This is a genomic window from Hahella sp. HN01 (assembly GCF_018986435.1).
In the GTDB taxonomy this organism is placed as follows: Bacteria; Pseudomonadota; Gammaproteobacteria; order Pseudomonadales; family Oleiphilaceae; genus Hahella.
In genome coordinates this window covers 165176-188122 of record NZ_JAHMIN010000026.1, presented here as the reverse complement: position 1 = coordinate 188122, position 22947 = coordinate 165176, and the positions used below count along the sequence as shown (strand labels likewise).

Genomic DNA, 22947 nt, shown 5'->3' with positions numbered 1-22947 from the left:
GGAGGAGGCGGAGGGTGGGTATGAGGGGGAGCTGCGCTCACTCCCCCTGTATCTTACTCAGCAGATCCCGCGCCAGATTGATGGCTTCGGAGCGGTGGGTGATGTTCTGTTTTTGGTAGAGGCTGCGGATGTGGGTTTTCACGGTGGTGGGCGCCACTTTCATGTGCTCGGCGATCTGGTCGTTGGACAGACCTGCATGGATAAGACTGAGCACTTGCCACTCCCGGCGAGTGAGGGGAGAGGTGCGGATGAGTTCCGGCACGTCAGGGCGGTCGATAATATCCTGGATGATGGCTTCATCCAGTGAAATGCGAATCGCGCGGCTGAAATCCCGTTGTTGTTGCGCCAGTTGGATCAGGCGTTCCGCCCGCTGTTTTTCCATCTCATCCAACTGCTCTTCGCTGATCAAGGCTTTGAGAATGTTGATCAGCACCTTACCGATGCGCAGGAAACTGCCCACCGCGCCGGTGGTGCTGGCGAGTTTGAGTGCAATGGCCATGTGGCGCAGGGCGTCTTCACGCTGCTCGTTGAGCCAGTAAAGCTGCGATAAATGGATATGGTTGCGATTGATATCGGTTTTCAGGCCAAACTGCTCCGCCATGCTTTGGATGCCTTCCAACAGCGGCAGCGCCTTGTCGAAATCTCCCAGACTGACGTAGGCCCGCGCCCAGTTGCGGATATTGCACTGGGTAAAGTGGTTGGTGGCCTGCTCTGGCGTGGGCTCCGGCGCCGCGGTCAGCCAGCGTTGAATGGATTCTTTATCGCGCACCGCGTCCCAATAAGACAGCATGGCGGCGTGCGCGTTGGCGGTCCAGTCGATATGGTATTCGCCGGAGGCCAGCATTTTGTGAATCTTCTGCACGTAGTCCGCGCACAGCGACTGACGTCCCCGCGCCTGGGCGATCTTCGCCAGCATCACGTAGCTTTGGATGAACCAGCGCTCACCCTGGCTTTCCAGAATCTCGATGCCTTTTAGCGCGCATCGCTCCGCGCTTTCCAGATGGTGCCACTCCCACATGATCTGACTGCGTATGCGGTACAGGAACTCCAGAATGGGCAGACGCTCCAGGCTGTGGTCTTCCGCATATTGCAGCGCCTTCTCCTGGATGTTGTAGGCTTTCTGCAGATAGCCCTGGGCGACGCTGATCTCTGATTGCTGACACAAGGCCCAAATGACGTTCTGGTGTGCATGTTCCGCCAACGCCAGTTGTTCGGTGTCCTGCATGCGGTTAATGGCTTCCTTGAGGTGGCCCTGCACGAATAAGGATTCGCCAATAACCGAAGACGCCGCGGTGCGAGAGGTGGGCAGATACACTGGATCATGGGCCAGCGCGGATTTTGCGAAGGTTTGCGCCCGTTCCGCATCTCCGACGTTCATGGCCACCTGGGCGCGCACGGCGTTGAATTCGCCGGTAATGGCTTCCCATTCTTCTTCGCTGCAGTGGGTTTTCAAATGCTGCTCCGCCGCTTTCAGCCAGGACTCCACTTCAGACCACTGGTACTGGCCCTGCGCCACCCAGGCGCGCAGCAGAGTGAGAATAGGGTGATCGGCGATGACTTCTTTATTCAGCGCGTCGAAACAGCGTTGCAGCAGATTGAACTGCCCTTCGGTGAAAAAGTCGCGGCCGCAACTGAGCAGGATATCCTTGATGCGTTGCTGGTCTTTGGCCAGCACTGCGTGACGGGCGGCGTCTTCAAAAAAGCCCATTTCACGCCAGGCGTCGCTGGCGCGTTGGTGAAGACGTGCGGTTTCATCCGGCAGCACGCAGGCTTGCATATGTCGCAAATAGGCGGCGAATAGTGGATGGTAGCGGAACCACAGGCCGCTGCTGTCCAACGGCACGATGAACAGCCCCAGGTTCAACAGCGAGTTCAGAAGAAACTGGCCGTCCTGTTGTTGCGCCAGACGCATCACCATCAACGCATTGAAGCGCTCCAGCACGCTGGTGCGCAGCAGGAACAGGCGCTGCTCATTGTCGATACTGGTGCGGGTAAGCTCGTCAAAGTAATCGAATATATAGTGATTGCCGCTGTGCAACTGCTCTACGTATTCGTTGAATTCGACGCCAGTAGAAGCGGTCGCCGCCAGCAGTTGCAAGGCTGACACCCAGCCTTCGACCCGGCGGTTGGCGCGCTCGATACTCTCTCGGGACACTTCAAATCGCAGGCGTTGCTCAAAATACACCTGAGCTTCGTCGGCGCTGAAAGAAAGGTCCTTGGCGGTGATTTCCAGCATCCGCCCCTGCATGCGAAGCTGCGCGACCCCTATGGGCGGTGTGGTGCGGGATAACAGCACTAACGTAATGTAGGGAGGCAGGTGTCGGAGAAGAAACGTCACGCCGCTATGGATCTCTGTATTGGTGATCAGGTGATAATCGTCCAGCACCACAAGCAGCGGATCGCCTTCCAAGGGTAACTCAGACAGCAGGTCAGTGAGGAACGTCTGCAAGGTCGGGTAACCTTGTTGGTTTAACGTGCGCAGGGTTTCCGGACAGGCGCCTCGGGTGGCTTCGTTCAATGAGTGAGCGACATAAAAGGCGAACTGCTCGCTCAGGTTGTCCTGAGCGTCGAGACGGAACCAGGCGGCGTTGGCGCCCAGTGCGTTCAGGCGATCGTCGATCATCGTAGTTTTGCCGTAACCAGCGGGCGCCTGCACCAGGATCAGGTTGATCGGATCGATCTCATGCAGCAGGTCGTCGAACTTCTCCCGCTCCAACAGGCGCGCAGGCTTGGGCGGAGGCATTATCTTGGCTTTTATCAAGGTTAAAGACTCGGGCTTTATTGTAGTTGTCATCGGCGACCCTAATTATGTTTCAGCGCTAATGTCGTCCATTATTGGCCGGTTCATACGCCGGTCATGAATTTGTGATTATATGGAGCCGTGGCTCCCTGGACGCAGTTACATCAGACTTTAGCAAATATCGCTTTGGAAAGTCAGCGTCCATTCACCGTATACGCCCTGACGGCGGGCGCTTATGTGGTTATTGCGTATTGCTGGTATGGGGCTGGAAGACCACCATACGCGGATGTATACGACAGTGCGTTTTCATTATTTCACTTTGCCCGCAATGTCTTGCGCATCCATTCTGCGATGTGCGCATGCGGCAGCGGTGAAATAGCGGGATCGTAACAGTTCTTGATGCCGCAGCGGTTCTTCCCCTGCGGCTTTTTTTTGCCCTGAGGGCCCGATCTAAAGTTCCCCGACTGCGATAAATCTGTAACGACGAGCGGCTGTGTTTAAGGAAAGGCGCGGAGGTTGGCGGTGGTTATTCTTGCATATGCGATGGTGATATTAGTCTGGTCCACGACGCCGCTGGGAGTCGTCTGGAGCAGTCAGTCCTTTCATCCGACGGTGGCGGTAGGTTTGCGCATGACGATCGCGGCGATCGTCACTGGCGTGGTTATTCGTCTGTATCGCATTCCGCTGCACTGGGACAGGGACTCCCTCTATAGCTATCTGTGCGGAACCATGGGTGTCTTTGGGGCCATGATGCTGACCTATTTCGCTTCGAAAACCGTTCCATCCGGATTGATCTCCGTGATGTATGGTCTGTCGCCGATAATGTCCGGTCTGCTTGGCGTGTATCTGTTGGACGGAGCGCGCTTTCAGAAAAGCCAGTGGCTGGCCCTGGGGCTGGCTATTAGTGGATTGGCGACAGTATTTGGCAAGGATCTGCATGCGTCAGGCGCTATCGCATTTGGTTTGCTGCTGGTGTTGGGCGCCGTGGCGTTGTTCAGTCTTAGCGGCGTGTTGTTGAAGAAACAGAAAGCGACGCCGCATCCGCTGGCGCTGACCTTCGGCTCGATTCTGCTGGCCTTACCCGGTTACTTTGTTCTGTGGGCGTTGATGGACGGGGAAATACCCCAGATTAACCTGAACGATCGTGGTCTGTGGGCGGTGGTTTACCTGGCCTTGGTGGGCTCCGTATTGGGCTTCTTCGCTTACTACTATGTTTTGCAGAAACTGCAGCCGTCCACGGTGGCCATGGCTACATTGGTCACGCCGGTTCTGGCGTTGCTGTTGGGCGTTACACTGAATGATGAGACGATCCATCCCACAGTGCTGCTGGGCGGTTGCCTCATTCTGCTGGGGCTGGCGTTGTACTTTGATCTGCCGCGCAAGACGCTGCGTTGGCTGCGGCCGCTCAGCACGCCCGCATTGGTTATTCCGTTAGGCGAAGAAGAAAATAAACGCACTGACCAGCAGAGCGCAGGCGAGGTTTAAATAGAAGCCTACCCTGACCATTGTTTTCTGGGGCACAAGCCCAGTCCCGTGCACGATGGCGTTGGGTGGCGTCGCCACCGGCAACATGAAGGCGCAGGAGGCGGCGATGCCGATCGTCAGCGCAGTTTGTTCGGGGCTCAGCTGCCCCGTCGGCAAAGCCAGAAAGATCGGAACCAGTAAAGCGGCGGTGGCGGTATTGCTGGACAGCTCGGTCAGGAATATCACAAAGGCGGTGATGGTCAGCAGCAACAGATAGGCGGGCCAGGCGGCCACCAGCGCCGCCAGGGATTCACCCAGCAATTGGCTGGCGCCTGAACTCTTCAACACCACACTTAAGGTCAAACCTCCTCCAAATAGCAGCAGCACTCCCCAGTCTGTGGTGGCGCTGACGTCTTTCCAGGAAACGACTTTGCTGACGGTCAGCGCGACCAGCGCCAATATGGCGATCCAGCTATCCAGGTCTTTTTCTATTCCCAGCAGTTCTCCTAAAGGCTTGCTGAAGAGCCACATCGCAACCGTGGCGCTGAATATGCCCAGTAGAATCAAACGCTCACGGGTCCAGGTAAAGTCGGGGTGCGTCACTGTCTGGGCGCGACCGCTAAGATCCGGTCGCAGCGCTTTGTAGAGAGTGAACAGCATTACCGGCCACAGCATCAGCGTCACGGGCAAACCCAGTTGAATCCAGTCGCTGAAGGACATACCCAACTGCGCGGCGACAATGGCGTTGGGCGGACTGCCCACCAAGGTTGCGACGCCGCCGATGCTGGCGGAATACGCCACCGCCAGTAGCGCGAATACGCGAGGATTATCCGGGCGATCATTTTCCTGGCTGAGCAGGCCCAGAACCAAAGGCATCATAATGGCGGTCGTAGCGGTGTTGCTGATCCACATGGAGAGCAGCGCGCTGAGGGCGCATAGTAAGATCAGGGCGTGACTGATTTTGCCGCGCGTGAGGCGCAGCACCTTGGCGGCGATGGCGCTGTCCACTTGCTGTTTATGCAGCGCTGAAGCAAGAGCGAAGCCGCCAAGGAACAGAAAGATAATGGGATTGGCGAATTCACTGAAGCCCTCCATGACCGACAGTAAGCCCAACGTCACTGCCATGATGGGAATCAACAGGGCGGTGACGGTGACATGCAGCAACTCCGTCATCCACAACACGGCGGCTATCCACAAGATAGAGAGCCCGTGACGGGCGTCGGCGGGCGCCTGAACCAGCGTTTCCAGGCATAGCGGCCCTGCGGCCAGGATTATCCCAATCAATTTCAATCGCATATTCGCTCAGCCATGGCTTTCCTTAACGCCGAGGTCTTGGTTGATGTAACGTCAAAAATGAGGTAATTATCGGTTTTTCATAGAGAAATTGACTTGATACAACGCAAAAGGACGCCAATGACCTCGAACGCTTCTCAGTTTAGCCTACGATCCATCACCGCTGCGGATAACTCGCAAATGGCGGAGGTCATCCGTCAGGTCTCCGCCGAATACGGGCTTACGCCTGAGCGAGGATTTGCTGTCGGAGACGCCAGTGTAGACGCCATGTATGAAACCTATGCAACCGATGGCGCCGCCTATTGGGTGGTGGAGTATGAAGGACGCATCGTCGGCGGCGGTGGCGTGGCGCCGTTGGCGGGAGGAGACGGCTCGGTGGCGGAACTACAGAAAATGTACTTCCTGCCGGTCTGCCGTGGGCAAGGCTTGGGTTACAAAATCGTGCTCATGGCGCAGGAGTTCGCCAGGGACCAGGGGTTCAAGCAGTGCTATCTGGAAACGACAGCCGCGTTGAAAGAGGCTATCGCTTTATACGAACGCCTGGGTTTCGAACTGCTGACCGACCCCATGGGAGATACCGGTCATCAAGTCTGTGAAGTGCGTATGATCAAAGTGCTGGACTGACTCCGCGCCTTACATCCAGCCAATCGTGTTCAGCACGGTAATGCCGATCGCCAGGGAGACGAAGGACGCCAACGTAGATAAGGCGACAATGGCGGCGGCCAACTCACTGTCCCCACCCATGGCTTTCGCCATCACGAAACTGACGGTGGCGGTCGGGCTGGCGAACATGAGAAAGAGCGAACCCAGGTAGATATCGCGTATGCCTATGGCGAACGCGATAACGATCTGCGCTACAGGCAGCCAGATCAGCTTCAGTTGCGTGGCGTGCAGCGCGAGTCGGGACGTCGCCCGCAATACTTTGTCGTTGATGGAGCCGCCGACGCAGAGCAGCGCCAGAGGCAGAGTCAGATCGGCGAAGTAACCGGCGGCTTTTTTCGCCATCTCTGGCAATGGAATCTGTAATGCCGCAAATCCAAGCGCTAATACGATGCTGATGATGAGGGGATTGCGGACGATCTCTTTCAGCACGCCAGCCCAGGGCAGCTTGGCGTTTTGATGCTGCGAGGCGGTTAACGCCCAGACTGACAACAGGTTGTACAGCAGGGTGACGAAGCCCAGCAGCACCGACCCTATCGCCACACCCTGCGCGCCGTAGGCGCCGGCGCATAACGCTAAACCAACGATGCCGAGATTGCCTCGAAATGCGCCTTGTACGAACACGCCCAGTTGCTTGGGTTCTGAAATATAGCGTTTGGCGATGAACCAGACTGCAATAAAGCCAATCGTCGTGGAGATGATTGCGTAGCCCAATTGCGCCAGATTGACCACCTGCCCCAACTGTAGTTCGGCGACGTTGAGGAAGATGAGAGTAGGTAGCGCGATTTTGAATACCAGGCGGGAGCCCGTCTCAATGAACGCGCCGTCAATCATGTTGCTGCGTCGCAATAGAAAACCAAGGATGACGAGAAAAAATGTCGGCAGCACCACACCGGCGGCGAAAACGGCGCTTTGCAGCAACAACTCAAACATGGGCGGACTCTGGAAATTAATGGGCTTGGTTGAGGAGTTTAAGCGAGATTGCCGCAGCGTATGAATGAGATGTCAGTATGACGAGAGGGAAATATTCAATCGCTGGCGGACAGGTTGGCCAGGCGGCTACGTTGGAAGACCGCCCGGCCGAGATCGATCGTTACGAATCAACGCGCTGACAGCTTGTCCAGGTCGCGCTCGATTTCCTTGATCTTGTTGTTCACGACGCGCTCCAAGTGGCGCAGATCCTTCAGGATCTTCTCTTTTACGTCGACCTGTTCGGTTTCTTTGCAGGTGATTTTGTCCAGCTCATCCAGAACGTGCAGCAGGTTAGGCGCAATTTCAGAAGTGTTTTCATAACGCTTGGTGCCGCCTGAATCCACCAACAACTGCTTTTGCAGACGGGGGAATTTAACTTTCAGGCTTCTGTGGAAAAGGTCGCCTTTTTCCTTTTTGTAGTAGATCTTGAGGATGTCGTTCTCAGCTTCGGTGCGCAGCGTGTATTTTTCGATGCGTTGGGGATCGGCGACGCCGATATGCTTGAGATGGTCAGTCATGGGTACTCCAGATTAGTTTTAAAATTTAAACCTTAAAAGTCAGTTTAGTTAAGAAATCGGTAAGTTGTTAAAACAACGATGAAAAACTGTATTGGGGCATATCTTGAACTTTTGGTAAAAAATTGATATAGGTACAACCCGACAAAAATGTTACCAACGGTAACCTTTTTGACTTATGTCTAGTTCTGTGAGCGGCGGATGTTTTTTGTACAACTGTGTAAGTTGGTCTATAAATCAAAAGTAGGTCCATCAGTTGTAATTTGGACGGCTGTTTGCTCGTATGACTCGCATAAATATTCTGAAAGATATGATTCGTTTGGGGATGCATTTCATTCCCAACAATTTGATGGCTTATCGTCTGTGCGCCTCTCAGACCTCGTGGTTTATTCATGCTCCGCCGGGGTTCTCCAGCGAGCCTTGTGAAATTGACGGGTTACAGGCGTTATGGTTGAGCCATCGCACTGAATGCGAATCCCGCGTGGTTCTGTATCTGCATGGCGGCGGATATGTCATTGGCTCCAATCGCACCCATCTTGAACTGGCCTGCCGCATCAGCAAGGCCGCCAAAGCGCGCACTTTGATGCTGGAATATCGGCTGGCGCCGGAGCATCCTTTTCCGGCGGCGCTGCATGATGTGGTGGCGGCTTATAAACACCTTTTGGATCGAGGCGTTAAAGCCAGGCATATTGTCATTGCGGGTGATTCCGCCGGCGGCGGCCTTACCATGGCGGCGCTGCAATTCATTCGTGATATGGATTTACCGACACCTGCGGCGGCGGTGTGTATTTCGCCCTGGCTGGATTTGACCTGCCAGCTGTCGAGCAAATCTCATCGCCTGCCTCATGACCCGGTGATTTCGCCAGAGCGCATACGCTTTTTTGCCCGCCATTATGCAGGAGAACACGATCCTAAATTGCCTGGCATCTCGCCGTTCTTTGGCGACTTGCACGACCTGCCGCCAGTGCTGATTCAGGTGGGCGGTGATGAAATTTTGCTTTCAGAATGTAAGCAGTTTCACCGGCGCGCCCGACTGCAGGGGGTGCCTTTGCAATTGCAGGTGTGGCCGCACATGTTTCATGTCTGGCATTTCGCATCCCGTCTGTTGCCGCAGGGCGGTCGAGCCATTCATGAAATCGGCGATTTCATTCGCTCGCACACCCCGCTGGGAGCGACGGCGGCGGCTTAATATTCTTCATACTGGAAGAGAGCAAAAAAACAATTCGCGCGGGGTAATTTCCGCTCTATAATTCTTCGCCCGGTCAGCACGGCAGCCGCCATTGACCTTGACCTCCTCCTATTGTTCTCGCCGCCGGCGCGGAAGGAATTGCATCCTATGTCCTTGAATCAAGATATCGCTCAGTCGGGCGCTTCGGTCTGTGCGCTTCCTTCTCAGGAATGGCATGAGCGGATGGCTGATGTTTTGGCGCAGCAAGGATGGGGCGTCTTTGACGATCTGATTCCGCTGGAGCTGGCATCTCGTCTGCGACAGGAGGCGGAATTCATGTATACCGAAGGCGGTTTTAGCCCTGCTCATATTGGACGTGCGGAAGACCGACAATTGAATGACTCCGTGCGGCGCGACTGGTCATGTTGGCTGGATGGGCGCAGTGAGACGCAACAAGAGTTTCTGCTTTTTCTGGAAAATGTGCGTCAGGTTCTGAATCGCACTTTGTATCTGGGCTTGCAGGAAGTGGAAGCGCATTACGCTGTATATGAGCCGCAGGCGTATTACCGCCGTCATGTGGACAACTTTCGCGGCCGCAGCCCCCGTAAGGTGACGCTGGTGCACTACCTGAATCAGGACTGGCTGCCAGATGAAGGCGGTGAGCTGGGATTATACGATGGCGGTAACGGCGGTCTCATCGCGGATATTACTCCCGAGATGGGCCGGACAGTGATCTTTCTCAGCGAGGATTTCCCTCACGAAGTCAGACTGACTCACCGCGCCCGCTGGAGCATCGCCTGCTGGCTGCGCACCAACTCATCGCCGTTCTGAAGCTCCGCGCGGATTCGCGGAGCCTTCTTCTGATTGGGAAATAACTCTGGGCTATTTACCCAGCAGGATTTTGCTGAGCTGGAGTTGCTCGTCGACTTTATCCAGCAATTCTTCATCACTGGGCGGCGTACGTGGATCGAAGCGCGCTACGCAGCGGCCTTCGCCATTGACGAGAAACTTCTCGAAATTCCAATGTATGTCCTCGCCATTACCGATGAGCCACTGGTAAAGCGGGTGCCGTCCCGGGCCGTTCACCTCTATCTTGGCGGTCATGGGGAAGCTCACCTGAAAGCGCGTAGAGCAGAACGCGTGAATAGCTGCCTCGTCACCTGGCTCTTGCCCACCGAACTGATTGCAGGGCAGTCCCAATACCACTAAGCCATCGTCCTTGTGCTCTTCATATAGCGACTGCAGCTCTTCGTACTGAGGCGTCAGACCGCATTCACTGGCGACGTTCACCAGCAATAGCGTTCTGCCTTTGAACTGCTCCAGCGGCAGGTCGGCGCCATGAATATCTTTGACGGTGAAATCGTAAAGCGTCGTCATAGTTGGATGTCCTTATGTTGCTCTGGATGTTTGGGGGCTGAACCCTTATCCGCTGTAGCGACGGCGGGGTCCGTTTTTGCGTTGGCGGGGCCGGCGATTGCCAGCAAGGCCGCGCTGCCGGCGCCGCATGAAATAATGGTGCGAATGGCGGCTTCCACTTTGATATCCGGCCTTAGCGTCACTGCTTCGCCTGGAACGTGAAAAACGAAGCCGGTTGTGGGATTGGGGCCTGTCGGGACAAAAACCGTGTAGCGGCCGTCCTCATGCGTGCTGGTGACAATGGCGGTGACGCTGGTCGGCGTTGAAGGGCCGAATATTTTGACTTCCGCTACAGCGCCGGATCTGAAAGGCGAGTTTTTCTTATCGCCCAACAACTGGGTGACGATCTCCTTCACCATTTGATAGCCCGGCGCGATACGGCGTAAATGACCGTCAAACCGAGAATGCAGATAGCGACCGATGCTGGTGGCGGTGAGGCTGCCCACCAGGATGCACGCAATAGCGATCACTAGGATGACGACCATATCTCCGACCACTTCCGGCGCCGACACCATGCGGATGACGATATTGGTGATCGGTTGAATCAGGTCTGTGACGGCGCGGAAAAGCCAATTGAAGAATAAACCCAATATGGCCAGTGGTAACAGTACGATAACGCCGCCGATAAAGGCGTTGCGCAATAACAACTTCAGTTTTGTCATAAAGGTTAGAGATTACAGTCCCAGTCGGGTGATTTCGATTTTCGGGCAGCGGTCCATGACGACTTTGATCCCCGCATCCATTGCTTTCTGCGCCGCCGGCTCATGGATGACGCCCAACTGCATCCACACGACGCCGGCGCCAATGGCGATCGCGTTGTCGACGATGTCGGGAACTGCATCCGGGCGGCGAAAGATATCCACCATGTCTACAGGGACGTGAATGTCGCGCAGGCTGGCGTAAACGGTCTCGCCCAGCAAGGTGGAGCCTTTCAGCGCGGGGTTGACGGGAATGACCCGGTATCCCTTGTTTTGCAGAAATAGCATGACATGGTGGCTGTCGCGCCCCGGTTTATCGCTGGCGCCGACCATTGCGATAGTGTGTACGCTTTTCAATATTCGGCTGATTTCGGCTGCTGAGGGCATGGTGTCGTTGGCTCCGCTGATAAGCTGTCAGCATTATGCGGAGCACCGTCGTCGCCTGCAACTGCACTCAGACTACTTGGGATTTTTCGGCTGTAATCTCAGCAGCTCGCCCATCTCTGCGGCGGGCAGAGGTTTACTGAACAGGTAGCCTTGGTAGTAATCGCATTCGTTCTCTTTCAGAAACTCCAGGTGCTCAACGGTCTCCACGCCCTCCGCCACCACCTCAAGATCCAGGTGTGAGGCCATGGCCAGGATCGTGGAGACAATGGCGGCGTCGTTTACGTCGCTGTTGATGTCGGTGACGAAGGAGCGGTCGATTTTCAGGCAGTCGACTGGCAGCCGCTTCAGATAACTGAGGGACGAGTAGCCGGTGCCGAAATCATCCAGGGAAAAACGCACGCCCAATCCTTTAAGGCTGAGCATCTTGTTGATGGTGTCTTTGACGTTTTGGATAACCACAGTCTCCGTCACTTCCAATTCTACGCAGTGCGCAGGGAGTCGGGTGGCTTGCAGAATTTCTATAATTTGTTCAACAAACTCCGCCTGATAGAACTGCTTGGGACTGACGTTGATGGCGACGCGCATATCCTCTTCCCACCACCCTTTGTCCAGCCACTCCTTCACCTGCATACAGGCCTGGGTGAACATATCCAGGCCGGCGGTGAGAATCAGGTTGGAGTTTTCCAGCACGGGCACGAACTCATCGGGAGTAATCAGCCCTCGTTGCGGATGGTTCCAGCGTATCAACGCCTCCGCGCCGATAATGCGTCCGTCGGTGACGCTGACCTGGGGCTGGTAGTAGAACATCAGCGCTTTGTCTTTTACCGCCGTGCGTAATTCGTTTTCGATACTGAGACGTTTGCTCACCGCATCTGCCATCTCCGCTTTGAAGATGGTCATTTTGTTGCGGCCTTCATGTTTAGCCTGGAACAGCGCTGTGTCGGCGTAGCGCAGGATGACTTCCGTGTTGGCGTCTTTGTCTGGATACAGCGCCACGCCCATGCTGGCGGTTACGGTGAATTCCTGAGTGTTGAAAAAGAACGGGGAGGACAGTTCTGAGAGGACTTTCGCCGCGATCAGGTTGGCGTTTTGCTCCGCCTCCTCCGGCGTGCGTCCCAACTCTGGCATGATCACTGTAAACTCATCGCCGCCGAGGCGACCGACAGTGATTTCTTCATCCAGACAGTTACGCAGATTTTTCGCCACGTTACGCAGTAGCTCATCGCCGACCGAATGCCCCAGCGAATCATTGATGTTCTTGAAGTTGTCCAGATCGATCAACAACAGCGCCCCGTAGGCTCCGTGGTTGCGGGAGCGGGCGATGTCCATGGTGAGACGGTCATAGAACAGGTTGCGATTGGGCAGGCCGGTGAGCGGGTCGTGAAAAGCCAATTGTTCCACGCGGGATTGCGCCTCGACTCTGTCAGTGATGTCCACGGATACGATTAGCGCACAGGGTTTGCCGAAAAAACGAAACGGGATTTTGTTACTTTGCAGGATGCGACGGCGGCCATAAATATCCGTGAGGCCGTGTTCGGGAATGAACATGACTTTCTGCTTATCGATGACCTCTCTGTCTTCGTTATCGAAGCGCACGGACTCCAGGTTGGAAATCAAATGGTGCAACGAGTGGTGATCCGTTCCCTCGATTTCTGTGATATTGCGATCGTAGAAGCTTGCCAGCGCCTGATTGACGAAGACAAAGGCTCCGTTGCGATCTTTGGCGTAAATCAGGTGGGGAACCGTATCGATAATCTGTCGGGTCTGGCGTTCACTGTCGCGCAAGGTTTCTTCCGCTTCGCGACGTTCTTCCAGGCGTTTTTGTAAAGTTTCCAGAAACTGGTTGCCGATCTGCGCCAGATAGCCCAGCTCATCGCCGTCATGACTGCGAGGCAGGCGCAAACGGCGGTCGCCGGGATCTTCCGGGTTCACCTCGGAAAAGCTGGCGGCGAGAGAAATCAGCGGTCGCGTGATCATGTAATAGAAGGCGATAAACAACAGCAACACCAGCACCATGTTGCGCACGATGCCGATGATCAGTACGTAATAGGCGCGATTGAAGAAGGGCTCCAGGGCTTTGTCCACATTCACCACCACTTCCATGCGGCCGGTCTGGAGCTGGTGATAAGACTCCATTTGCAGCGCGATAGGATAGGTGCGATAAATCGCGCCGATGCTGGACGTAATCCAGCCAGTGTTGGAGTCGGCGACAGGCTTGGCGCCTTCAGCGAGGGTTTGCCCCAGTTCGTCGACGATCAGCACCTGATGGACATAATCATACTGCATGAGGCCGGTGACGACTTCTTCCGCCAGGCGAGCATCCAGAGTGTGAACAGCGCGTACGGCGGGAGGACGGGCGGCTTGCAGCACGCGCTCAATAAAGTCCTGAAAATCCTTCTCATGACTCAAATAGTCGAAATACACCTGTATGGAGCTGAGCAGGCCCCCAAGGATAAAGGCCAGAATGACTCCGGCGCGCGCCAGCTTGAAGGATATACGTCGATGAAACTTCAGTGTCATGTCTGAAACTGCGTCAGGCGCATCCCTCGACATGATCGGTGCGGCGGTGAGAAGGGATGCTGAGTAAATGTTATCTAATCAGTATAGTCGGAAAATCTGCGGCGCCGGCTAACGGGAAACATTGGATTTTCAGGTTATTGCAGCGGGGTTTATTCCTCCGCTGCGCAAGCCGTCGTAATGGCGTTGAGGATGTCTTGCGCACTGAGCTTACGGTAGTCCCTGCCTTCGGCTTCCGCTTGTTTAATCAGGTCCATCAGTGTCCGGTTAACTGGACAGGGAGCGCCTAACTTGTCGGCCAAGTGCGTTACTTCGCCATTGATGTATTCCACTTCCGTTTTTTTACCAAGGCGGAGGTCATCCTGCATGGAAGAGCCAGCGTCGGGATCAATGGCCAGCGCAGCATTGGCGATAAGCCGGAACAGCGGCGTCGGAAGATGCAGAAGATAGGGCGACAGTTCCGGCACAATCGCGCCCAACCGAACGGTTTGGAAGCCCGCCTGCTCGATCACCCTTAGCGCTTCCCGTTGCGCCGCCGCCAGTGCTTTACGATAACCGGGGTTGAGCAACATGGCGCGCAAAGGCAGTCCCGATAAAGCATTAATGGCGTTGTTGAGGTTGAGCAACAACTTGCTCCACTGTACCGGCTCCATTCGCTCGTGAATATCCAGCGGCAATCCGCCTGCCTTGAAATCTTTCTGAATTTGTTCTGAAAAAGGGGAGGCCTGGATGGCTAAATGTCCGGACGAGACTTGCCGCAGATCGCCTGGATGAGGCTGGATCACGTTGAATGGGACCATCCCGGGAATAATCTTATGGGGTAAGCGGGCTTTGAGCTGTCCGGCATTGCGGACTCCGTTCTGGAAGCTCACGATAATGGCGGATTCTGGAGCGTGACGACGCAGAACCTCCGCTGCGCTGGCTGTATCCTGGCTTTTGACCGTCACTAGTATGCAGTCGGCGTTGGCCAGAACGGCGGGGTCATCGCCGAAATGAAGCTGTGCGCCATCGAAGTAACGTCGTCCGCCTTTGAGGTTGCGTAGATGCAGGCCCTCCTGAGCAATGAGCTGTGCCTGCGCCGAGCGGCCAACGAACCAGACGGGATTGCCGCCTGCCTGCAGCATTCCTCCCAAAAAACTGCCTATTGTTCCTGCGCCGAGGACGGCGTACCTCATCTTTCTACTCCTTTTGTTATTTTTCAGCATGCTGAGTGGCAGATTTTGTCCGGATATCCGGACGCAGGCAGACACTTTTTGGCGGTGAGTTCTATCTCCTTTTAATTGCCGCCATGCCCAAGGGGCCGGGCATTAGAGCGCATACCCTCAATGAATGTAGCACCAAAAGCAGGATAATAAAATTAATGGAAGGCTCATGCAGGGAACAAATTCAAGGAGTTACAAAATATATGTGTAATGTTGTTCCTGTCGTCAAGATACGGAAATGCTACAACAAATGAAGGTGTAAAATTTTCAGACGTATATTTCCGCTTTTGTTAAATACTTTACAAAAGCCTTGTAAAGTTTATTGAGTCACAAATGAATATAAAAATAGATGTATATAATCTAATTTATTATAAAGGCTGTTTGTATCAGGCGACGGTGGGGGCTCTGTAAGGGAAACAGAAGAAAAGCTAACAAATTCAATGGATAAGATGCTTTATTGATAACGCTAACTACAGCTCTCCCTGAAGGAGAGGGGCGTCGGCGATAAATAGAAGACTATTTAGCGCCGACAAATTGTTTAAGTTCCTGACAAATCGCGTCAGCTTCCGCCTGTAATACCAGACAACGTAATTTGTTGCCGGCAGTCATTGCGCGGTTAAGTTGTTCCATTTTGCTACTGTATAAACGCTCTAAGCGTTTGTTGTAGTGTGAAATTTGGCTGGTCATTGCAGTTACCTCCAAAATTTCTGTCTGTAATACTTTCGCCATGATCCTTGCTCACTATATCGGCAGTTTTACTCTCATCTATAGATAAGCAAAATGCTTGCCTATCTCCCTTTACTACAGCCTTTGGACTTTAACTACTCTGTCTCTTCAAAAGGCTCTCTTACTTTTAGAAAGCGCTGAACCTTGATAATTCCCTTGATTGAAAATTGTTGTGAATTATTGCCATAAGAAAAGAATTTGCAACCTTACAACATACTTTTTTACAGCGCTCAACCAAGGGAGGAATGAGCAAAACCTTATTTATTTAGTAGTTTAGACAAAGTTTTTAATAAGTCAGTTAAAAAATGCACAATAATTTAAAAATTTCGGAAATTACCTAAGTTACAAATCGTTTCCGAAAGAAAATGAATATGAAGACTATGTGTTTATACGCACATATAAACGTATATTAGAGGAAATAAAGTGGTACGGAAGTGCAAATAAATCAATGAGTTGGTCGCACTTCCGTAATTAAGAAAAGCTTACTTGGCGCTGAGATGTTGACGGAGTTCTTCACTGAGATGAATATTTTCATCAGCGCCTTCAACGGACTTATGAGTGTCTTCCAATAGATTCTGAGTGCGATGATTAAGTGAATCGAGCTCTTGTGAAAGATGGTCGAAATCCCGAGCGACGCCTTTTGCCGCCTCCGCGCTTTCAGTGGCGGAACTCATTAATTGGTTGAGATTGCGAACGGTTTCGCTGGCGATAGTGACGCTGCTGCCTATGACTTCGGACACTTCCTGCTGCTTCTGGATGACGCGTCCGGAAATGTCGGTGATTTTCTTTATTTCGCTTTGTATTTCTTCCGCCGATTCGTTGGCGGTGGTGGCCAGTTGCCGTACTTCGTCCGCGACGACGGCGAATCCTCTGCCGTGCTCACCCGCCCGAGCGGCTTCGATAGCAGCGTTGAGGGCGAGCAGGTTGGTTTGGTCGGCGATAGCTTTGATGGATTCGACTAGCTGATTGATCGTCTTGTTGCTTTCTTCCAACGAGGACAGCAGATCGGTGAATTCATTGATGTAGCGCGAAGAGGCTTCGATATTTGAGGACAGTTGCTTGATGTCGGCCACACTTTGCTGGGTGGTGTCGACGGTGCCCACCGCCACCTCCACGGATTGTTCCGTCACCCCTTTGATTTGTGCGGAGTGATCTATAAACGCTTCCAACTGATGACAACTGTCCTGAATTTCAGACAGTCGCTTTTCTGTGGATTTTTTTACTTTGACGGCATTGTCGTGGATCGATTTCGCCATGGCCGCAGGGCTCTTCTCCATAAGCCTGTCTAGCAATTCCGCTTTGCGCTCCAACTCCCGCAAGCGTGAGTTGTCTATGATGGTCTGGTCGTCATTTGCGCGTGGTTTGCCGAATCCGAACATATTCTTATCCGCCTGTGGTCATGTTTTTTGTCATCGCCCGATTTAAGCAGGCCTGCGCCGGTGGATGGCGTCAAGGAGTATTCTTGAGTGTAGACGCAGGCGGTAAATTTCGCCTGCGCAAATCTATTTAAAATTCATAAAGATGAGGGGTCAGTATTGCGGTCCTTTCTCTGACTCTATAGGCGTCAGAACGCCATCCAGCGAGGACCAGAATACGCAATTACGACCATAAGACTTGGCCTGATAGAGCGCTTTGTCCGCAAGCTCCAGGAGTTGTTTGGGCGTCATGGTCTCTCGAGGAACGCCGCTGMCCCCGCCGATGCTGATCGTGACGGATACCGGGTCCGATAGATTCCACACGGCGCATGCCGCCACCGCTTTGCGTAATTTCTCCGCCAGCGCGGCGGCTTCCTCCGCATCCACGCCCGGCAAAATGATGCCGAATTCTTCTCCGCCATAGCGAGCGAGGACATCGCTGTTGCGTTGTAACTGTCGCATCAGGGTTTGTGCGGTTTGCACCAGACACTCGTCGCCAACCAAGTGGCCGTAGCGATCATTGACCCGTTTGAAGTGATCGATGTCGATGAGCAGGAGTGATATGGGGTAGTTCAACCGGGAGGCTCGCCGCAAATCGGTATTTAGAATTTGGTCAAAATAACGGCGGTTTTTGACGCCGGTCAGACCATCTTGAATCGTCAGTTCGGTCAGGTATTTGGCCTGTTGTGACAGCTTTATGATGCTTAACACCGCGACTTCGTATTCGTGACGGGGCAAGGTGGAGATCCAGCTCATACCCAGGCCGAAAGTAATCAATAAAAAGCCGACCGCGCCAGGTTGGGTGGCGTAGGGGGAAAACAGCGCCAGAGTCATAGGGCCCAGCAGGCAAATGATGAACAGATTCACCATGCGACCCAGAATCGCCAGGGATGCGGCGCCGCCGGCGCACAGTCCGAGAGTGCAGGTAAGAAACAAAGGGAAGTGCGGTGAAAAAGGCGTAGGAAGCACTGATAGCGCAGCGATGCCGCCCCACAGACCTGCGCTGAAGCTGGCGCCAAATAATAGAGGTATATAAGAAGCCTCATGCCCTACCTCAAGCTTACGCATGAACTGGTGCATCGCGTAATAACGATAGCCTGATACGGCAATGATCAGCAGGGCGACATAAGCCAGCCAAAGAGATTTCTCTGGGGTGGGAGAACTAAACATGATCGCCGCCGAGATGAACACCCAGGTTGCGGGATAGAACAGGATTCCGGGGCGCTGGCGGTTGGCCAGGTCACGTTTGCGCTGTTGCTCCAGTTCATCTCGCAACTCCGGTGGGAGGTCCCGATTATTTGGCGAATTGCGATGGAAGGCGAATCCTCGCATGGGATATTCCCAATAGGAGTAAATTTTTGACTATAAGCGCATACTGCTATTTTTTCACGCCTTGAAACGCGCATGCCAGTTCCTCTGTCTCGACCCGATGGATGGCGTACAATGCTCCGGGCAGCTTGCGGATAATTTAAATATTAGCCGCTTTCCTCGCACAGAGCGCGCTGCGAGACCAGAAAAAGAGAATGACGATTATGACGACCCCTCCCGGAAAGGCCTTAAAACTTGGCGAGCAGCTTTGTTTTGCTCTTTACTCCACTTCGTTGGCGATGAGTAAACTATATAAACCCCTATTGAGCGAGTTGGGGCTGACCTACCCGCAGTATCTGATCATGCTGGTGCTTTGGGAGCAGGAAGGGCTGACCTCTTCAGAGCTGGCGAAACAATTGACCCAGGATCTCGGCGCTCTGAGCCCAGTAGTTAAGCGTCTGGAAAAAGAGGGGTTGCTGCAACGTAAACGCTCAACGGAAGATGAAAGAGTCGTGCGTCTGTTTTTAACGGAAGCGGGAAGACAATTAAGAGACTCTGCGGAAAGCATTCCAGAGCAGGTGCTTTGCATTTCCGGTTTAAAGATGGATGAAGCGAAGGCGTTGCGGAAGCAACTGGAAGAATTACGTCAGGCGTTGTTGAAGCGTGAGAAGTTAGAGTGAGGCGTTGTTGAAAATTATACGTTGGTGTCTAGTTCTGAAATAGGTGTCAACTCAATTCAGGACGGGTCAAATATAAAAAAGCCGGCGTCGCCGGCTTTTTTATTTAAGCGTGAGTTACGCTGCTTTACGACGACGGGACAAGCCGAAGCCAGCCAGACCCAGACCAATCAGCGCTACAGTCGCAGGCTCTGGAACATCGACAGTTTCGATGGTGACATGTCTCAGTTTGAAGTGGTCATTGTATGAAGACCAGCTCTCGCCGAAGGCAGGGTTGTAAGCGCCAATCAACCAGAACTTGGACGCGATGTCAGTGCCAGTTGCAGTTTCGTTTTTCTTGGTGTCGGCGTAGTTGCCCGCCACGCTCCAGCCGTCGCCCAACAGATCGTTCCACTCTTTGTCATTCAGGTCATAAGCGGAAGCGCCGCCAGTGTAGGCCAGAATGGAAACGTCGGAGTCGGAGTAGTACCAGCCGTTCTTGAAAGAGCTCAGGTTAACGGCTTCAGAAAAAGACAACATGATCATGTCGTAGTCGGCGCCGTAGCCGCTGTCGTTGTCAATTGAATGCTCAGGAGAGGCGCAACGATCCGCTCTGTACTCGTCGTCGTTACAAACGCCCAGGCCGTCCCAACGTCCCAGACGCGCATCTTCGAGTTTGTTGTCGGAAGAACCTTTGGTGTCGCTCCATGCGGTGACAGTCAGGCCCAAGCCGTCTTTAGAGTAAGAAATAGAGTTGTTGTAGGAACCGTAAGCAACGCCATCATTCAGGTCCCAGGAGATAGTGCTTGCGAATGCTGAGGAAACCGTCAGCCCGGAGACCAGTACGCTTTTTGCGATAAATTTGAACATGTCGTTACTCCATTAAGAAATATCTTTGAGGTTGTAGTGAAATTCTGGCTCATTAGATAGCAATAGGCGTGCCACATGTTTTAAAACAAAGAGTTAGGTATATTGTTAAGGTTGATAGTGTAAAGGAATATGACGCTTTGTCTCGCCCAATAAAGAAGGTCTACGATAACTTTCTTTGTGCGTGGCCTTGGCGTGCAAGGCCTTCGGGGCGGATTGCATTTTTAGTGCGGTAGACTATTTTTTATACATGTGTAAAGGGAAATAGTAGGTGAAATTTCCCTGGTCGCTGATGCCTCTTCGATTCTGCTGGAGAACGCGCGATTGACGCCACGCATGCCTGCGCCGACAAGGATCGAAGACCGGCCCGCAATGCAATACGGGGGAGGGATGTATGGGCAAGTCGATAGTTGTCTGCTGCGATGGTACTTGGAATAGACCGGAATCCGAACAGGATGTGAATTGTCATCCTACGAATGTGCTCAAACTGGTGCGCTCTATTACGCCTTGTTACCAAGGGGCGCATCAGGTGGTGTTCTACGATATGGGCGTGGGTGTGAACGGTTTGTGGGACCGTTTTGTTGGGGGCGCGTTGGGTGCAGGACTGTCCGATAATGTCATGGATGCTTATCGCTTTCTGGCTAATAACTGGTCGGAAGGTGATCGTATCTATTTGTTTGGATTCAGCCGCGGGGCCTACACCGTCAGGTCTCTCGCCGGTTTCATTCATTTATTCGGGTTACTGCCGAAATATGAAATGAAAAACTTCCCATTAGCCTATCGCTACTATCGCACTCAACCAGAAGAACGTGAGCAGTTGGCGCAGGCCTACACTGCCCGTCGCTTGATTGATCTGGTGGAGAGTCAGAATCGGCGCGTGGAAATTGAGTTCATGGGGGTGTGGGACACCGTTGGCGCGTTGGGCGCTCCCATTACGGGTTTGCGCGCGCTGTCCAGACGCTGGGTGGGGTTCCATGACACTCAGTTGTCCGATACGGTGAAGTTCGCCGTGCAGGCCCTTGCGATTGATGAGTTGCGCAAGCCGTTTTCCCCGGATCTGTGGACCCATCATCCTGACGCTTCCGAGTTGCGTCGCGATCGGGATAACCAGCGCATACTGCAGGTCTGGTTGCCGGGCAGCCATTCTGATGTGGGAGGCGGCTACAGCGAAGCGGAATTGTCTGATTTGACCCTGGCGTTCATGAGTGAACAAGCCAGGGCTCATGGCCTCTATATTGATTCGTCCATGGTGATGTCCACCGCTGAGGAACACCGTGAAATGGGTTCCTTGCATGATGAATTCAACGGTATTTATGCCGCGATGGGCGAGTTCTGTCGTCCGATTGGCCCTCAGCAGCGAGAAGAGCTTGGGTTGGAGCTGGGAGTGAATGAGAAAATTCATCACTTTGCGAAAGTCAGGTCGGACAATAAAGGCTCCGGGCTCAATAAGGGCAACTTGTACGCTGCATTCAATGATCATGTCCCCCTGTTCTATCCCCGTAGATGTGAGCGCATTCTTGTGGACGAAGCCGCAGTGAGCGCGACGCTTACCGGAACGGGAGAACTTTGCCGGGTACTGGATTACTCCGGCGCTGGCGCCCGCCTGGAGGCGGTCGGCGCTATCAGCGAACAAAACCGTGTTACTGTTCGGCATCCATTATGGGGCGAGCGTTTTGCGGAAGTGAAATGGCGTAATGGACAAGAGGCGGGGTTGGCATTCGCTGCATGACGGATTAAGCGGTTCCGTTCCTTTGCGACTGGAGATCAGGGTGGCTCCAGAGAGTAGAAATGAATCGAAAGGAAAGGAGCGCAAAGGAAAGTGAGCAGCAGCCTGGACGAGCGTATAAAGAGTCATCAGCACATTCGCAAGCGCCGCACGCTGATGACCTTTGGGTCTTATCTCCTCACCTTCGCTGTCGCCATGGCGGGGTGGGCGTCAGGCCTGCTTGAGCTGCGCTATGCGGTGCATTTCCTCATCATGAGCGTCGCCATCAACGGCGGTTTTTACCTGTGCTTCCTGAGTAATTGGAATTTAAGCCGTAAAGATCCCAACCTCACGGAAGAGCAGATGCTGGTCTCCTTATTTCCTCCGCTGTATATCATGTATTTCATGGACGACAACCAGGCCCGCAGCGCAGTGGCGATGGTGGCTATCATTCCTCTGCTATATGGCATCCTCGGCATCGACACCAAACGCTATATTCGCGTTGCTGCAGCTTATTTCGGCGGGTATCTGGGGCTGCTTGGTCTGCTGCTATGGCTCAAACCGCGCTTAGTGACGCCGAACTCGGAACTTGTATTGTTGACCGCGCTTTTCATGGTCATGGCGCAGATGGCTCTGATTGGCGGCTTCATCAGTAATTTACGCGCGAGCCTGAGGGCGAAGAATCATCAATTGAATGAAGCGCTGGAAAAAATCAGCGTGATGGCGAGTACAGATGAGTTGACCGGACTCTGCACCCGACGGGAATTAATGAAGCAACTGTCCAATGAGCTCAGTCGTTGTCGGCGTAGTTCAGGCGCTTTGTCGCTCTGTCTGCTGGATATCGATCACTTTAAACGCATCAATGATTCCTATGGCCATCAGGCGGGGGACGCCGTGCTGAAAAAAGTGGCGGAAACCATGCAGTCCCTGGTGCGTTCTATCGATTGTTTAGGACGCTATGGCGGAGAGGAGTTTTTACTGATTCTTCCGCAAACGCCCCTTGATGGGGCTTTCATTACAGCAGAACGATTACGGCGGGCGGTCATGGATATTTCATTTCCGGAAGTGGCGCCGGAGTTTCGCGTCACCATCTCTCTTGGCGCGGCGGAGCTGGAAGAGGGCGAGGCTATGGAAGGCTTGATCGCCAGAGCGGATCAAGCCTTGTATGCGGCCAAAGGCGCGGGACGTAATCGAGTGGTATCCGCGGAGCAAACCGCGGATACCCTTACCTAGTACAA

The 22947-nt window shown here is 53.7% G+C and carries 20 protein-coding genes; 7 read left to right on the top strand and 13 right to left on the bottom strand.

Annotated elements, in window-relative coordinates; translation table 11 throughout:
* Positions 1-37: 37 nt before the first annotated feature.
* Positions 38-2794: an HTH-type transcriptional regulator MalT gene (gene malT, locus KP814_RS22750; protein ID WP_216738921.1), complete on the bottom strand. Its 2757-nt coding sequence runs from the start codon at positions 2792-2794 to the stop codon at positions 38-40.
* A 468-nt stretch (positions 2795-3262) separates the two neighbouring features.
* Here malT and KP814_RS22745 point away from each other — a divergent pair, with 468 nt between their 5' ends.
* The gene (locus KP814_RS22745; protein ID WP_216738920.1) at positions 3263-4225 is read left to right on the top strand and encodes an EamA family transporter; all 963 of its coding nucleotides are present in this window, start codon (positions 3263-3265) and stop codon (positions 4223-4225) included.
* On the opposite strand, the gene KP814_RS22740 is transcribed toward KP814_RS22745, so the two are convergent.
* Positions 4172-5500 (bottom strand): DASS family sodium-coupled anion symporter, encoded by a 1329-nt coding sequence (locus tag KP814_RS22740; RefSeq protein ID WP_216738919.1) that lies wholly within the window; start codon positions 5498-5500, stop codon positions 4172-4174. The genes KP814_RS22745 and KP814_RS22740 overlap by 54 nt on opposite strands.
* Positions 5501-5617: 117 nt before the next feature.
* Here KP814_RS22740 and KP814_RS22735 point away from each other — a divergent pair, with 117 nt between their 5' ends.
* Positions 5618-6121 carry a GNAT family N-acetyltransferase gene (locus tag KP814_RS22735; protein ID WP_216738918.1) on the top strand — a complete coding sequence of 168 codons (504 nt, stop codon included), beginning with the start codon at positions 5618-5620 and terminating at the stop codon, positions 6119-6121.
* Positions 6122-6130: 9 nt separating this feature from the next.
* Here the strand turns inward: KP814_RS22735 and KP814_RS22730 are convergent, their stop codons facing one another.
* Both KP814_RS22730 and KP814_RS22725 read right to left on the bottom strand, forming a co-directional pair.
* On the bottom strand, positions 6131-7090 hold the full coding sequence (locus KP814_RS22730; RefSeq protein ID WP_216738917.1) for an AEC family transporter: 960 nt from the start codon (positions 7088-7090) through the stop codon (positions 6131-6133).
* Between the two features lie 167 nt (positions 7091-7257).
* Positions 7258-7647: a DUF3461 family protein gene (locus tag KP814_RS22725; protein WP_127968141.1), complete on the bottom strand. Its 390-nt coding sequence runs from the start codon at positions 7645-7647 to the stop codon at positions 7258-7260.
* A gap of 280 nt (positions 7648-7927) precedes the next feature.
* On the opposite strand from KP814_RS22725, the gene KP814_RS22720 reads away from it, so the two are divergent.
* Both KP814_RS22720 and KP814_RS22715 read left to right on the top strand, forming a co-directional pair.
* Complete coding sequence (locus KP814_RS22720; protein ID WP_216738916.1) at positions 7928-8833, top strand: alpha/beta hydrolase; 906 nt, start codon at positions 7928-7930, stop codon at positions 8831-8833.
* Positions 8834-8980: 147 nt separating this feature from the next.
* Positions 8981-9643, top strand: a complete 663-nt coding sequence (locus KP814_RS22715) for a 2OG-Fe(II) oxygenase (protein ID WP_216738915.1) — start codon at positions 8981-8983, stop codon at positions 9641-9643.
* 51 nt (positions 9644-9694) lie between these two features.
* Here KP814_RS22715 and KP814_RS22710 read toward each other — a convergent pair whose 3' ends face one another.
* From KP814_RS22710 to KP814_RS22675, 8 genes are all read right to left on the bottom strand, one after another.
* Entirely contained in the window at positions 9695-10189 is a 495-nt protein-coding gene (locus tag KP814_RS22710) for a glutathione peroxidase (protein WP_216738914.1), read from the bottom strand.
* A complete protein-coding gene (locus tag KP814_RS22705) occupies positions 10186-10890 on the bottom strand; it encodes a DUF502 domain-containing protein (RefSeq protein ID WP_216738913.1) in 705 nt (234 codons plus the stop codon). The genes KP814_RS22710 and KP814_RS22705 overlap by 4 nt, the downstream gene beginning before the upstream one ends.
* A 12-nt stretch (positions 10891-10902) precedes the next feature.
* A complete protein-coding gene (locus KP814_RS22700) occupies positions 10903-11313 on the bottom strand; it encodes a CoA-binding protein (RefSeq protein WP_216738912.1) in 411 nt (136 codons plus the stop codon).
* Between the two features lie 72 nt (positions 11314-11385).
* Entirely contained in the window at positions 11386-13833 is a 2448-nt protein-coding gene (locus KP814_RS22695; RefSeq protein WP_216738911.1) for a bifunctional diguanylate cyclase/phosphodiesterase, read from the bottom strand.
* A gap of 149 nt (positions 13834-13982) precedes the next feature.
* Positions 13983-15005, bottom strand: coding sequence for a 2-dehydropantoate 2-reductase (locus tag KP814_RS22690; protein ID WP_216738910.1), 1023 nt, complete (start codon positions 15003-15005; stop codon positions 13983-13985).
* Positions 15006-15548: 543 nt separating this feature from the next.
* Positions 15549-15761 (bottom strand): hypothetical protein, encoded by a 213-nt coding sequence (locus KP814_RS22685; protein ID WP_216738909.1) that lies wholly within the window; start codon positions 15759-15761, stop codon positions 15549-15551.
* 479 nt (positions 15762-16240) lie between these two features.
* Complete coding sequence (locus KP814_RS22680) at positions 16241-17014, bottom strand: methyl-accepting chemotaxis protein (RefSeq protein ID WP_256446070.1); 774 nt, start codon at positions 17012-17014, stop codon at positions 16241-16243.
* Between the two features lie 273 nt (positions 17015-17287).
* Complete coding sequence (locus KP814_RS22675; RefSeq protein WP_216738908.1) at positions 17288-18505, bottom strand: GGDEF domain-containing protein; 1218 nt, start codon at positions 18503-18505, stop codon at positions 17288-17290.
* 191 nt (positions 18506-18696) lie between these two features.
* Between KP814_RS22675 and KP814_RS22670 the strand changes: the two genes are divergently transcribed.
* Positions 18697-19161 (top strand): MarR family winged helix-turn-helix transcriptional regulator, encoded by a 465-nt coding sequence (locus KP814_RS22670; protein ID WP_216738907.1) that lies wholly within the window; start codon positions 18697-18699, stop codon positions 19159-19161.
* Between the two features lie 114 nt (positions 19162-19275).
* Here KP814_RS22670 and xdp1 read toward each other — a convergent pair whose 3' ends face one another.
* Entirely contained in the window at positions 19276-20007 is a 732-nt protein-coding gene (gene xdp1, locus KP814_RS22665) for an exosortase-dependent surface protein XDP1 (RefSeq protein ID WP_216738906.1), read from the bottom strand.
* Positions 20008-20398: 391 nt separating this feature from the next.
* Here xdp1 and KP814_RS22660 point away from each other — a divergent pair, with 391 nt between their 5' ends.
* Together KP814_RS22660 and KP814_RS33480 are read left to right on the top strand one after the other, a co-directional pair.
* Positions 20399-21733 carry a DUF2235 domain-containing protein gene (locus KP814_RS22660; protein ID WP_216738905.1) on the top strand — a complete coding sequence of 445 codons (1335 nt, stop codon included), beginning with the start codon at positions 20399-20401 and terminating at the stop codon, positions 21731-21733.
* Positions 21734-21823: 90 nt separating this feature from the next.
* Positions 21824-22942, top strand: coding sequence for a GGDEF domain-containing protein (locus tag KP814_RS33480; protein ID WP_216738904.1), 1119 nt, complete (start codon positions 21824-21826; stop codon positions 22940-22942).
* Positions 22943-22947: the final 5 nt, after the last annotated feature.